Genomic DNA, 13,127 nt, shown 5'->3' on the forward strand with positions numbered 1-13,127 from the left:
TTTGTAGATATGGCTTAAATTTACAGACATAGTTTCTAACTTTGTGGAAACCAACACAATCTATGCATATTCGTTCTCGAACATACGAATGATCACGCGGTGAAACTGCGGCGTGCAATCGCGGCTTTTCTCGAGAAACGAGGGAATTCCCCGGAGCGTGGGGGACTCCGGGCCGAATTCGGCGAGTTGCTTCCCGCACCGTTTCTCCGGTGGTGACGCCGTTTCATTCGGACAGGCGCACGTTTCCTCGGTCGTAACAACCTATTACCGGCCGGAACGCCGACCGGCGGCCCCCGTCGCCCGTCAGTCACGCCGTCCGTACGATTGCCCGACAGCGTCGAACCACCGCGGTCGCCAGTGAGACGTCGGCACCGGACTCGGCGGACGACTCGCCCCTCGAGTGCGCATCCGGGCGTTGCTCAACGCGCGCGTGTCATCCACTACTAGAGCTCGAGTTCCCCCGACGACCGAGTCGGACACCTCTCTAGGGGGCGGTGATCGACCGCGACGGTCTGAGAGCGACGATTCGATACCGATCGCGGGAGGCGACTCCATCGCTCGACCGACCGGCTCGCTCCCTCCGGAGAAACGCAGTCGCGTCGGGCGACGAGGGACCTTACGGTGCGCTGTCGATCGCGTACATCTCGAATTCGTCGTTCGAGATCACCTTGTTCGCGCCCGGCTCCGTGTCGAGTCCCTCGAGCGCCCTCCTGTCGTAGTTGAGCTCTCGATAGACGTCGAGCTCTCGCGTCTCGTCCCAGTCGGTGACGACGAAGTAGTACTCGTCGGTGGGATAAGCCCCGCTGTAGTTCCCCTCCGAAAACACGGTGGCGTTGACGGAGCCGGTGGCGGCCGACGCGCCGCCGACCGTGTCGCCACCGCCTGCAATTCCGTTGATGCCCTGCTCGTATCGATAGGGATCGTACCCCATGCCCGCGTAGGGGACGTCATCGGCCCCGTGATCGAACCCGTCCTCGTACCCGCTCATCATTTCGTCGGTCACGTGCTGGCCCGGGTTGTAGATCAGCGGCGACGTGAACACCGTCATGAGCCCGAGGACGAGACACGCCCCGAGTACCAGCGCCGTGACCGCGTTCGCGCCCGGTCTCGTGATCACGCCCGAGAGGCCGCCGACGAGCTGTGCGAGGGCGATGCCGGCCAGGATCGTCAGGAGCACGTAGATGAACCCCATCTGCCGGAACGCCATCGTCGGCGTCCCGAGGAAGTAGACGAGAAACATCGCGGAGAGCGGGAACAGCGCGAACGCGACGTAGTTGACGAGGGACTTGGTCTCCCCGTCGAGGCTCGTCCGGCCGAGCCAGACGACCAGGATGAAACAGCCGACGATGAGGCCGATGATCGCCGCGTCGAGGAACATCTTGACGAACAATTCGGTGAGGCTGCCGCCGATCTCGGTCAACGACGTCCCCCGTTGATTGACCTCGGTGCCGCCGCCGATATCCTGTGCGAGCAGGCCGGTGACGAGGCCGGCGGCGGCCTGCCTGAACCGCTCGTTACCGAGCGCCCAGAGCCCGAAGAGGGCCCCGAGGGAGAGCGTGTGAACGTGGGTCGTCGGATGCTCGAGCATCGGGTGTTCGTCGTAGCGCCGGCGGGCGAGGTACTGGACGCCGCTGATCGCGCCGATGAGAACGACGACGTTGAACATCTGCTGGGGATGTACCAACAAGAGCGCGAGGCCGGTGAGAAAGAGGAGGACGCTGAACGGCGACACGTCGAGCGGGAGCCGCTCGAGCGTCGAGCGCCGGCGGAGGTAGGCGACGATCGCGAAGAGTACCGGCGGGACGAGAAACAGCGCGTTCGAGTTGGTGTGAACGCCCATGTGGGTCGCGATGTTGTTGATCGGCAGCACCATCCAGGAGACGATCGCGGCGAGGCCGACCGCCAGCCCGTCGCCGGTCATGTCGCGGACGACGAGCGGGACGAAGACGACGAAGGGGACGAAGAGGATAACCATTCCGAGCAGGAGTCCGCGTTCGATCGAGACGCCGCCGGCGAAGTGCAGGACCGTCGCGATAGCGTGCAATCCCGGATAGAAGAGTTCGTGTGGCGCGGTTCCGCCGGTGACGATATCGCGCGTCCACCCGAGGTGGGTGAGGGCGTCTCCCATTCCGGCGAACCGATAGTTCCTGAGTATCGGGAGGCTCACGATGGCCGTGACCGTCAGTCCCCCGAGACCGATTCCGAGTCCCTGCTGGCGGCCGCGACAGGACAGGGTCGTTCCGACCGCGATCGCGAGCGCGAGTGCGAACCCGAACCAGGTGATCGTCGGCGCTCCCGCGTAGACCGACGGCTCGTAGGCGGTCGCGGGATTCGCCCTCGCCACGAGGATCCCCACCGCGACCGCGAGAAAGCCGATCGCGACCGTCACGTTGAGCGTCGATCGTCTCATGCCCTCTCACCGAGTTCGGCCGGACCAGTCTCGATACGCATGTGTTGGGCCAGTGGTCGGCGCTGTCGGGGTTTGTTATAGGCTTCCTACCCTCGAAAACAGACGTTGTGAGGCCTCCACCCGAAGTATGCTATCCCTATCGAATCCGAACTGTCAGCTACGGATTGATTTCTCGCGTCGGAATCGATCAACGATACTGCTGGTTTTTGTAGGCGGTCGTGATCGATCGAGACGACACCCGACTCGCTCTTACTATGTCATCCATCATCATCGACGGGATCTCGACTCACGAGGCGACCCTCGAGTGCTCGGTCCGTAGCTCGGCCGACCTCGAGCGGTTCTTCACCGACGAATCGTTCCGGACCAGCTACGACGTTCCGATCGGGGACGTTCCCGAGGGCGTGCTCGCGATCCCCGTCCTCGCGCAGGTCTGTCCGGTCGCCTGGGCCAACGGCGCCGACGTCTACGTCGACGAGGTCGACGCGACGTTCGCCCGCGCGCTCGAGGACGTGAAGGAATCGCTGTGTGAGATGCACGACTTCCTCGAGGGAGGGACGCTCTACGCGCGTCGAACCATCGAACCGGAGCCGAACGCGACCGGCGAGAGCGGCCTGCTGTTTACCGGCGGCGTCGACTCGACGTGCTCGTACGTCCGCCACCGCGAGGAGTCGCCGACGCTGATCAGCGTTCGCGGCTGGACGATCACCCCGGACGCTGCCGACGACGGGAAATGGGACGCCCTCCGCGAGCGCGTCTCGGGTTTCGCCGCCGATCACGACTGCGAGACGTCGTTCGTCGAGTCCAACATGCTCTCCTTCCTCGATCATCCGATGCTGTTGGCCCACTACAAGCGCTACGTCGACGGCGGCTGGTACAGCTCCGTGGGTCACGGGCTGGGACTGCTCGGCCTCTGCGCGCCGATGGCCTACGCGCGCGGAATGGAAGACCTCTACGTCGCCGCGACCCACTGGGACGGGATCGACCTCGAGTGGGGTTCTCGCCCCGACATCGACGAGCGCGTCCGGTGGGCCGGGACGCGATGTCACCACGACGCCTACGATCTCACCCGGCAGGAACGCCTCGACGTCATCGCCGGCTACGTCCGCGACGAGGATCCCGAACTGCAACTCCAGACCTGTAACGACCGCATGGACGGTAACTGCGGGGAATGCGAGAAGTGTTATCGGACGGCGGTCGGCCTTCGCCTGTCCGGCCTCGAGCCGTCGAACCACGGGTATCCGTTCTCCGACGCGGACTACCCCGACCTCCGTCGCTCCCTCGAGCGCGGCGAGTGGGTGCTCGGGCAGGACGAGCGCCACATGTGGGCCGACATCCGCGAACGCGCGAGCGAGACCGAACCCGCGACGCCGGCCGAGCGACGCTTCTTCGAGTGGCTCGAAACCGCGGATCTGGCCGACCTGATATCGTCGTCCGGCTCACCGCTGGCCCACCGACTCCTCTGGGTCGGCGCTCGAAACGCGCCGAACAGCGTCTACAACACGGTGTACCCGGCCTGGACGACGGCGAAAGCCGGCCTTCGACTCGTCCGGTCCGGTCGATAGAGCGAGGCGTCCGATCGGCGTCGTGTCCACCACGCTTTTCATCATCCCACGTGAACGAATGGCACAATAGGGAGATGACCGTCGAAATCGGCGATCTGGCCTCGATCTTGCTCGAGAACGCCCAGGACAAACTCGCCGTCGTCGACGAGGCGGGGACGTACCGCTACGTCAACGAGGCGAGCCGCTCCATCCTCGGCTACGAGCCGGACCAGCTCGTCGGCGAGGACACACAGGAGTACATCCATCCGGACGATCGACAGCCTGTCGCGGACCAGTTCCGGCGGATCACTGCGACGGGGGAATCGTCCGCGTCGGTCAGATATCGTCACGCGACCCGAAGCGGCGAGTGGGTGTGGCTCGAGAGCCGATTTACGGACCTGCCCGACGACACGCTCGAGGGGTACGTCGTCAGCTCGCGGGATATCTCCCGACAGGTCGCTGCGGAACGCGATCGCCGCACCGCCGAGAGTCGACTGCAGACGATCGCCGGGACGGTCGGGGACGTCCTCTGGATGTTCAACGGTGACTGGACCGAGCTCCTGTTCGTGAACCCGGTCTACGAAGACGTCTTCGGCCAACCGGTCGAGGATCTCGAGGCGAACCCGCGCGAGTTTCTCGAGGTCGTCCACCCCGACGACGTTTCCCGCGTCACGGAAGCGATGGCCCGCATCTCGGACGGCGAATCGGTCGACATCGAGTATCGCGTCAATCCGGACACGGACTACAGCCGCTGGGTCTGGGTGCGTTCCGAACCCATCATCGAAGACGGCGAGGTCGACCGTATCGTCGGGTTCTCCCGGGATATCACCGATCGCCGTCGTCGGGAGCGCCAGCTGGTGATCATGGACAATCTCCTTCGACACAACCTGCGAAACGATCTGTCCGTGATGCTCGGCAACGCCGAGTGCATCGCCAGTGACGGCGACGAATCGTCCCGCGAACGCGCGGCGATCATCCGCCGACAGGGACGGGAACTCCTCGAGACCGCCGCCAAGCAGCGCGAGATCATCGAGTTGTTGACGGAGGGATCGGCGCCCGCCTCGATCGACCTCGTCCCGGTCGTGACCGACGCGGTCGACGCGATACGCGACCGGTATCCGAACGCCACGATCGAGACGACCGCTCCGGACACCGCGACCGCCCGCGCAGTAACCGAAATCGAGTTAGCCGTGACGGAACTCCTCGAGAACGCGGTTCGACACGAACCGCACGGAGAGCCGAAACTGTCGGTAACCGTCCGCTCGCGTCCGGAAACGATCTCCGTCGCGATTCGAGATAACTGCCCGCCGATTCCGGAAGTCGAGTTTCGCATTCTCACCGGCGACTGGAAGATGGACGACGTCTATCACACGTCCGGGCTGGGGCTGTGGCTCGTCTACTGGGTCGCCGACCTCTCGGACGGCGGTATCGCGTTCGACCGATCCGAGACGGGAAACACCATCACGCTGACGCTACCGCGCGATCGGACGTGATCGGGGGCTGCCGGTCGGTCGGCATCCGTTCGAACGGATCGGCGGTATTCGAGATCGAAGAGCGTCAGGAGAGAACCCCGTCACGACGAATACGGCGGTAGGTGCCGACCCCTGCCGAGGCGATAGCCACTCGGAGAACGCGCGACGGACGGCGGGATCCCGTATACGGACTGTTGTCCGTCAGTTTTGGAGCGACCGCGACTCGTCCTTGGGATGCTCCGGTACGTCGGTGCACCGGACCGTCTTATTCCATGTAACCGAGCCCCTTCAGTCGGTCCTCGACGTCGTCGAAGTCCTCGTCGACCGCGTCGTCGCTGTCGGTCCGGCTGACCGTCGTGCGGTCGACCTTCCGCGAGGACGGGCGCGCTTCCGCGGCGAACGCGTCGAACAACACCCGTCCGTCGGCGTTTTCCGGGACCGGTTCGCCGATTCCGTGGAGCAGCGTCGGCGCGATGTCGACTACGCGCGCCCCCCGGAGCGTCGCCCCGGCGTCGATCGACGGCCCGCGACACAGGACGATCCCTTCGCTGCGGTGGCTCGCGTCGTAGACCCCGGTGTCGCCGATCACGTCGTCTGCGACCGAACTCCGCGCCTCGTAGGTGCCCCGACCGCTCACGACGAGGTCGGGTGACGCCTCGTCCGTCGGGAACAGATCGTCCCCGTCGGACACCTCGAGCAGCGCCTCCCCGTCGGCGTCGGTCGCCGACTTCAGGGTGGCCGTAATATCGGCCTTGATCTCCGGTATCTCGCCGGGATCGACGACGCCGCCGTCGAAGCGGTCGGTGTCGTTGATGTACAGGTTGCCGGTGTCGTGGACGAACGCGACCGTGCGGTCGAAGTCGACGTCGTAGAGGGCGTGATCGCCGGGAATCTGCTCGGCGACGGAGTCGACCAGCTGCCGGGGGAGCGACTGGACGAGAGCCTTCTCCGTGATCCCGACCCGATTGAGCGCCCCGGTGATCGCGTCCCGGGAGATGCCGAGGCTGGCGAGCGCGCCGCGGGTCCCGTCGTCTTCGCGACGGAACAGGTAGCCGTCCCGCTCGAGGATGCGGTTGACGTAGACGAGGTCCTCGATCGGCCCGAAGCCGTGATCGGAGACGACGTAGAGGTCCGCGTCGTGGTCGTCCGTGTAGTCCACGACCTCGCCGAGTATCTCGTCGAGCTTCTTGTAGTGGGCGAGGAGCCGATCCATGTCCCAGATGAGGTGCTGGAATCGGTCGGGTGCGGTGTAGACGAAGAAGAACAGCTGCCAATCGTCGGCGGCGCGGTCCATCTGAATCCGCATCAGTTCGCGGCGCTTCGCGAGCACGTCGTCGACGGCGACCTCGAAGTCGTCCAGTCGGTCGGCGTACTCGGGATAGTCGAGGCTGATCTCGTAGTTCGGGATCCGGGACTCGATCTCGTCCCGAAGATCCGGTGGATGGGTGAACTCCCGGTCCGTCGAGGGCGTCATCATGCCCGTGACCATGGTGCCGTCGATCTCGCTGACCGGATACGTCATCGGGACGTTCCCGACGTGGGCCGGCCCGAGTTGCTCCCAGAGGGCCGGCTGCTGGAGATCACGACTCGTGTACATCTCGTGACTGTATTCCGAAGAGAGATTCTGAAAGCCGTAGATTCCGTGCTTGTCCGGCCAGACGCCCGTGGCAATCGACGGCCACGCGAGCGGCGTCGTTGGCGGACGAGTGCTCTCGAGCGTTCCGGACGCGCCCTCCTCGCGCATCCGGGCGAAGTTGGGGAGTTCGCCCTCGTCGCACCACTGCTCGATGAGTCTCCACGGTACGCCGTCGAGTCCGAGCACGAACGCTCGCTCGGATGGGGTTGTAGATCCGCTCATGATTTATGTAGGGAGACGTCGAAGACGCCTATGGACAGAAATTGCCCGACGAGCGCTTTGTTATAGAGGGGTTTCACCCGGTAGCCGCCCCCGCTCGATTCCGTTCGCTCCGATTAATTTCACCGCCAACACGTCCGTTCCCGAAGACCGGCGGCGGCGCTCGAACGACGGCGGTAAACGCGACGGTTCTCGGTCCCCGTTCCGACAAGAGATCCATAACAAAGTCATCCCGGGCGGACCGTCCCGATATGAAACGCGTTCAACAGTGGTGGATACCGTGGGCAGCGTCGTAATTTCCCTCGACGCCGAACTCGGCTGGGGATTTCACGACCTGGCCGACCCGCCAACCGAGCGGGTCGAGGCCGGTCGCCGCGGCTGGTCGGTCATGCTCGAGTTGTTCGAGGAGTTCGACGTCCCGGCGACGTGGGCGGTCGTCGGCCACCTCATGCTCAACGACTGCGACGGCGTCCACGCCGATCACCCGGCCCCGGACGGCTGGTTCGATCGCGAACGAACTGACTGGGCGGAGCGCGACGACCTCCGATACGGCCCCGATCTCGTGACGGACCTCCTCGAGTCGGACACCGACCACGAGTTCGCCAGCCACTCCTTCTCGCACGCCCTGTTCGGCCGCCCGGAGACGGATCGCGAGTTCGCCGTCGCCGAACTCGAGCGCAGCCGCGAAATCGCGGCCGACTGGAACCAGTCGATCGACTCGTTCGTCTACCCGCGCAACGATATCGGCCACCGGGAGGTGCTGGCCGAGCAGGACGTCTCGGCCTATCGGGGACGATCGCCGACGCGGGACGGCGTGCGCGGCATCTTCGATTCGACGATTCGGGACCGGTCCATGCTGGTCGAACCGGCCGTCGACGAGTACGGGCTGGTCAACGTTCCGGCGTCGATGTTCCTCTTCGGGTTCGAGGGGCCGGCGCGGACCGTCGCCGAGTCGATCTGGACGGATCCGATGGTCGAACTGGCCCGCAGCGGGATCGACGAGGCGGCCCGGACCGACGGCCTCTTCCACATGTGGCTTCATCCGAACAACCTGACCCACGAGCGAGACGATCGACGGATGCGGGCGATCCTCTCACACCTCGAGCGCCGGCGGACCGCGACCGATCTCACGGTCGAGACGATGGCCGACGTCGCCCGCCGAGTCGCGGGACGGCCGTCGGCCACCGAGCGGGCGACGGCGAGCTGGAACTGACGGGCGATATCGGCCGAAGGGGCGCGCTACTCGGTCGCTCGACGCGGTACGGCGACGATAACAAAGCCCGCAGCCGGACCGTTTTCGGACAGATGGCACGAACACCTCTTTTGAATCGGTTGACCGACTCGAGCGCGCTCTCACTGGGCGTCCTCGGCGTCGGGAACATCGGCATGGTACACCTGAAGTCGGCGGCCGCGATGCCCGGCGTCGAGGTCGTGGCGGCCGCTGACGCCATTCCCGAGAACCGCAGCCGCGCCGAACGCGTCGGCGCGTCGAACACGTACGACGACTACGCGACGCTGCTCGCGTCCGAGGACCTGGACGCGGCGGTCGTCGCACTCCCGCCGTTCCTCCACGCCGAAGCCGTCGAGCGGGCGGCCGAGGCCGGCGTCGACGTCTTCGTGGAAAAACCCCTCGCTCGCTCGACCGAGGAGGCCGACGAGATGCTCGAGACCGCTCGCGAAGCGGGCATCGACATCGGCGTCGACCACACCCTGCGCTACCAGCCGGACATGGCCGGCGTCAAGGCGGCCTACGACGAGGGGAGCGTCGGTCACGTCCCCTACGCCTCGATCACCCGGCTCAACGACGGCCCGCTCGGCCGACCGCCGGTCGAGAACGCGCCCCCCTCGTGGCCGCTGGATTCCGATGCCGTCGGCGGCGGCTCCCTCCTCGAGCTCGGCGTCCACTGCTTCGACGTCCTCGAGTGGCTGTTCGGCGAACTTCGCGTCCGGGACGCGACGATGGGACGGACGCTCGAGATAGACGTCGAGGACGCCGCGACCGTCCTCATGGACGCGCCGGAGACGGGGACGACGATCTCGCTCCACTGTGGCTCCTACCAGTGGGAGCAGCTTCCGGAGGTCAACACGCGACTGCGCCTCGAGGGCGTGACGGGGACGATCAGCAATCAGGAGCACCTGCCCCGGAACTTCTACGCCGGCGCGGCCAAATCCGCCCTCTCGAACGTCGCCAGTCGACTCACGCGCGACGAGCCGGACGTTTTCGGCCCGTCGTTCTACCTGCAGGCGCACTACGACGCGCTGGCGGACTTCTGCGATGCGATCCGCGAAGGCGAGCAACCGCCGGTCGACGGGGCCGACGGTCGCCGGACGCTCGAACTCGCCGAACGGGCGTACGACCTGGCAGCCGCGGAGATCGACGACGCCGACGTCGACGGACTCGAGACGCCCGAGGTGACGCTATGAGCGCGACGGACGATGCGACCAACGGGGAACCAGTCCGCGCAGTTGCCGTCGACGCCGACGAACGCCGCGGCGGCTGGAACCCCGACGTCGACGACCGGATGGCCGCCCTCGAGTCGCCCGTCCGAACCCTGCTCGAGCCCTCGCTCGAGACGCTCGCCGAGGCCGACCGGATTACGCTCGTCCCCGACGCCCACTACCCGTTTCACCCGTCGTCGGGGATGGTCACCGATCCAGCAGTGATCGGGTCGATCGTCGCTCGGCTCGAGTGGCGGACGGACGCCGACGTCGCCGTCGCCGGCGCGAGCGACGAGCGGATCTCGTTCGATCGAACCGCCGAGTATCTCGGCTACGCGAGCCTGCTCGAGCGCTTCGACGCGGAACTCGTCGATCTGGCGGACGAACCTCGTACCGACGATATCTGTGCCGTTGACGGGAGTCCGACCGTGCTCTCGGTGCCCGAACGACTCACCGAGGGTACCGTGATCGTCATCCCGTCGCTGCGACCGACCGAGGACGGACCGGTCGCCGGCGCGATGCGAACGCTCGCCACGCTCGTCGACTCGACCGCGGATCCCGAGCGAGTTCCCGTCGCGGCGACGCGCGTCATCGGCCCCGCCGTCTCCGTCCTGGACGCGACGACCGCCTACGGCGGCGACCCCGCGGAAGGAAACGCGCTGTTCGCGGGCGCTGCTCCCGCCGTCGACGCCGTGGCGTCCTCGCTGCTCGGCCGATCGCTCGAGACCGACGCGGCGCTGAAGACGGCCCGCGGAGACGCGGGGCCGGTCGCCGTCGAGGGGGACGGCGTCGACTTCGAGCGGCTTCGAGACCGGATCCCCGACGGCGACCTCCCGCCATCGGACGAGACCCATCCCGCCGTCTCCACCGCCTACCGCGTCTACGCGGCGGTCGCCGGCGACGCCGTCCCGCCGCAACTCGAGGGTGGTCGATGACCGAATCGCGCACCGCGGCGGTCACCGGCGCGACCGGCTTCCTCGGTTCGCGGCTGTGCGAGCGCCTGCTCGAGGACGGCTGGACGGTTCGCGGGCTCAGTCGCCCGACCTCGGACCGGGGGGATCTCGACGACGCGGAGTGGTACGTCGGCGATCTCTCCGACGACGAGACGCTGTGCGACCTCGTCGACGGGGCCGACGTCGTCTTCCACCTCGCGGGGATCGGCCTCTGGAGCGCCGGTCCGGAGACGGTCTGGGAAGTCAACCGGGACGGGACGGAGCGCGTGCTCGAGGCCTGTCGAGAGGGCAACGTCGGTCGCGTGGTGTTTACCAGCACCTCCGGGACGCGCCGCCCGAAGAACGGGAACGATTTCGCGGACGAGACGGACGTGGCCGAGCCGATCGGTGCCTACCAGGCCTCGAAAGCCGAGGCGGAGGAACTGGTCGATCGGTACGCCGAAACGGACGGCGACGCCGTCACCGTCCACCCGACGTCGATCTTCGGGCCGGGCGACGAGGAGTTCACGGCGCAACTGCTCTCGATGGGCGTCGAGCCGACGATGCCCGCCTACCTCCCCGGCGGCCTGAGCATCGCCGGCGTCTCCGACGTCGTCGACGGCTTGCTGGCCGCCGCCGAGCGCGGGACCAGCGGCGAGCACTACATCCTCGGCGGCGAGAACCTCACCTACGATCGGGCGGTCTCCAGAATCGCCGACGCGGCCGGCGGCACGCCCGCACGGATCCGCGTTCCGTCGACCGCGATCCGGGCCGCCGGACCGGTCGCCGAGGTCGTCGACGCCGTCGCCGATCGCCGGATGTTCCCCTTCGACCGACAGATGGCGCAACTCGCCACCCAGCGACTGTTCTACAGCTCGCGGAAAGCCAGCGAGGAGTTGGGATACGAGTACCGGCCGCTCGAGGCGCACGTGCCCGAGGCGATGGAGTGGTACGAGGCGGAAGTGCAGTAGCCATCGAAATTTCAGCATAACCGACTGCGATCGAACCGGTGCGAGAACGGTTTTCCGCGTCGCTTAGCCCGCCGGAACGGCTGAACGACTGCAATTTCGGTTCCCATTTGAGATCGAAACGTGGGAGTAGATTTCTTTCCCGCCCGCCAGTTGACACTAGATAGGTATGTCCGAGATCACGACGGACGAGCGCGGTCGGATTACGATCCCGAAGGCGGTTCGTGAGCGCTTCGGCGAGCGGTATCGACTTGTCGAACTGGAGGACGGTATCAAACTCATGCCTATTCCGGAAGATCCGCTCGAGTCATTACGGAACGCGGCCAGCGACGAGTTGAAAGCTGCATCCATGGACGAACTGCGTGAGGGCGGTCTCGACGAAGGCCGAGAGCAAGCGACCGAGCATATACGCTGATACAGCTACGACTTTCGACCGTCACTCGACCCGTGCCGCTCCCGTCACAGGCCGTTTCTCCCTGTCGTCCTCGGTTTCGATGACCTGCCCCGCGACCTCCTCGTAGACCTCGAGCATCCGATCGGCCGTTCGGTCGATGCTCACCTCGCGGGCGGCCTCGCGGCCGTTCGACCGCTCGCCGGATTCGAGGACCTCGATGAGACCCCGGACGAGTTCCTCGTCGCTCGCGGCGACGCGTGAGGGCTCGACGCCGGCCAGTCGTTCCTGCACGTCGCCGACGTCGACGGCGACCACGGGGAGGTTGCAGGCCAGCGCCTCCTTCACCGAGTTTGGCGACCCCTCGCTGTGAGAGGTCAACAGCAGCGCGTCGGCGGCGTTCATGTAGTCCGGCACCGCGTCGTGGTCGACGCCGGAGACGGTCCGGAGCCGCACGGGCCGCTCGAGGAGGTTGTCGACCACGGAGACGACGCGCCGGGCCCGCGGATAGTTCTTCACGTCGCGTGCGGGAGAGTAGGGAAAGAGTACCTCGTACGCGTCGTCGTTCCAGCCGACCCGCGCTTTGACCCGGTCCCGGGGTTCCGGCCGAAACGTCTCGAGGTCGACGCCGTCGGGGATCACCCGACAGTCGCGACCGAGTGCCGCGCGCATCTCCTCGGACATGACGACGACCTCGTCACAGAACGGCGCGGACGCCCGGCTGACGGGCGCGACCGGTCCGTGGACGTCCGATCCCCACAGCGAGAGGACGACCGGCTTGCGGAGCTGTGCGAGCGCTATCGGCCCCGTCAATCCGTAGTGGGCGTGGATCAGATCGTAACCGTTTCCCGCTTCCCGAATGACCTCCGGAACCGTCCGAACGTAATCCGCCGGACTCCGGTCGGTTTCGGCGTCGATCTCACCGGCCACCGACATCGTCGTAAACGAGACGCCGCGCTCCTCGAGCGCGTTCATCTGCTGAACCATGAACGGGGCGTCGGCGTACGCAGTGAGCGTGAGGACGTCCATTTCGAGTACCGGATGAAACGGACTGAAGCCGTTTTGTTAACCGCTCGACCCACGGAGTTTTTCTTCACGTACAGCTAGATGTGGGGTTCG

At 66.2% G+C, this 13,127-nt stretch carries 10 protein-coding genes; 7 read left to right on the top strand and 3 right to left on the bottom strand.

What is annotated here, in order from left to right:
- Nucleotides 1-616: 616 nt before the first annotated feature.
- Entirely contained in the window at nucleotides 617-2,410 is a 1,794-nt protein-coding gene (locus AC0QDI_RS00780; RefSeq protein WP_474664291.1) for a hypothetical protein, read from the bottom strand.
- Nucleotides 2,411-2,664: 254 nt separating this feature from the next.
- On the opposite strand from AC0QDI_RS00780, the gene AC0QDI_RS00785 reads away from it, so the two are divergent.
- Nucleotides 2,665-3,972 carry a hypothetical protein gene (locus AC0QDI_RS00785; protein WP_474664293.1) on the top strand — a complete coding sequence of 436 codons (1,308 nt, stop codon included), beginning with the start codon at nucleotides 2,665-2,667 and terminating at the stop codon, nucleotides 3,970-3,972.
- A 74-nt stretch (nucleotides 3,973-4,046) separates the two neighbouring features.
- Entirely contained in the window at nucleotides 4,047-5,444 is a 1,398-nt protein-coding gene (locus AC0QDI_RS00790; protein ID WP_474664295.1) for a PAS domain-containing sensor histidine kinase, read from the top strand.
- Between the two features lie 244 nt (nucleotides 5,445-5,688).
- On the opposite strand, the gene AC0QDI_RS00795 is transcribed toward AC0QDI_RS00790, so the two are convergent.
- Entirely contained in the window at nucleotides 5,689-7,281 is a 1,593-nt protein-coding gene (locus AC0QDI_RS00795) for an alkaline phosphatase family protein (protein WP_474664297.1), read from the bottom strand.
- Nucleotides 7,282-7,558: 277 nt separating this feature from the next.
- On the opposite strand from AC0QDI_RS00795, the gene AC0QDI_RS00800 reads away from it, so the two are divergent.
- The 5 genes from AC0QDI_RS00800 to AC0QDI_RS00820 all read left to right on the top strand — a co-directional run bounded on the left by AC0QDI_RS00800 (nucleotide 7,559) and on the right by AC0QDI_RS00820 (nucleotide 12,032).
- Nucleotides 7,559-8,491, top strand: coding sequence for a polysaccharide deacetylase family protein (locus tag AC0QDI_RS00800; protein ID WP_474664299.1), 933 nt, complete (start codon nucleotides 7,559-7,561; stop codon nucleotides 8,489-8,491).
- Nucleotides 8,492-8,583: 92 nt separating this feature from the next.
- Nucleotides 8,584-9,702, top strand: coding sequence for a Gfo/Idh/MocA family protein (locus AC0QDI_RS00805; protein ID WP_474664301.1), 1,119 nt, complete (start codon nucleotides 8,584-8,586; stop codon nucleotides 9,700-9,702).
- The gene (locus AC0QDI_RS00810; protein ID WP_474664303.1) at nucleotides 9,699-10,652 is read left to right on the top strand and encodes a DUF362 domain-containing protein; all 954 of its coding nucleotides are present in this window, start codon (nucleotides 9,699-9,701) and stop codon (nucleotides 10,650-10,652) included. Before AC0QDI_RS00805 ends, AC0QDI_RS00810 begins: the two co-directional genes overlap by 4 nt.
- The gene (locus tag AC0QDI_RS00815; RefSeq protein ID WP_474664305.1) at nucleotides 10,649-11,620 is read left to right on the top strand and encodes an NAD-dependent epimerase/dehydratase family protein; all 972 of its coding nucleotides are present in this window, start codon (nucleotides 10,649-10,651) and stop codon (nucleotides 11,618-11,620) included. The genes AC0QDI_RS00810 and AC0QDI_RS00815 overlap by 4 nt, the downstream gene beginning before the upstream one ends.
- Before the next feature lie 166 nt (nucleotides 11,621-11,786).
- On the top strand, nucleotides 11,787-12,032 hold the full coding sequence (locus AC0QDI_RS00820; protein ID WP_474664307.1) for an AbrB/MazE/SpoVT family DNA-binding domain-containing protein: 246 nt from the start codon (nucleotides 11,787-11,789) through the stop codon (nucleotides 12,030-12,032).
- 21 nt (nucleotides 12,033-12,053) lie between these two features.
- Here the strand turns inward: AC0QDI_RS00820 and AC0QDI_RS00825 are convergent, their stop codons facing one another.
- Complete coding sequence (locus tag AC0QDI_RS00825) at nucleotides 12,054-13,037, bottom strand: glycosyltransferase (RefSeq protein ID WP_474664309.1); 984 nt, start codon at nucleotides 13,035-13,037, stop codon at nucleotides 12,054-12,056.
- Nucleotides 13,038-13,127: the final 90 nt, after the last annotated feature.

Source organism: Natrinema sp. LJW11 (assembly GCF_056135975.1).

Excerpts from the sequence above, each read along its gene's own strand:
- AC0QDI_RS00785 (WP_474664293.1), top strand. The coding sequence starts at position 2,665 with ATGTCATCCATCATCATCGACGGGATCTCGACTCACGAGGCGACCCTC.
- AC0QDI_RS00820 (WP_474664307.1), top strand. The coding sequence starts at position 11,787 with ATGTCCGAGATCACGACGGACGAGCGCGGTCGGATTACGATCCCGAAG.
- AC0QDI_RS00790 (WP_474664295.1), top strand. The coding sequence starts at position 4,047 with ATGACCGTCGAAATCGGCGATCTGGCCTCGATCTTGCTCGAGAACGCC.
- AC0QDI_RS00810 (WP_474664303.1), top strand. The coding sequence starts at position 9,699 with ATGAGCGCGACGGACGATGCGACCAACGGGGAACCAGTCCGCGCAGTT.
- AC0QDI_RS00795 (WP_474664297.1), bottom strand. The coding sequence starts at position 7,281 with ATGAGCGGATCTACAACCCCATCCGAGCGAGCGTTCGTGCTCGGACTC.
- AC0QDI_RS00780 (WP_474664291.1), bottom strand. The coding sequence starts at position 2,410 with ATGAGACGATCGACGCTCAACGTGACGGTCGCGATCGGCTTTCTCGCG.
- AC0QDI_RS00805 (WP_474664301.1), top strand. The coding sequence starts at position 8,584 with ATGGCACGAACACCTCTTTTGAATCGGTTGACCGACTCGAGCGCGCTC.
- AC0QDI_RS00825 (WP_474664309.1), bottom strand. The coding sequence starts at position 13,037 with ATGGACGTCCTCACGCTCACTGCGTACGCCGACGCCCCGTTCATGGTT.
- AC0QDI_RS00815 (WP_474664305.1), top strand. The coding sequence starts at position 10,649 with ATGACCGAATCGCGCACCGCGGCGGTCACCGGCGCGACCGGCTTCCTC.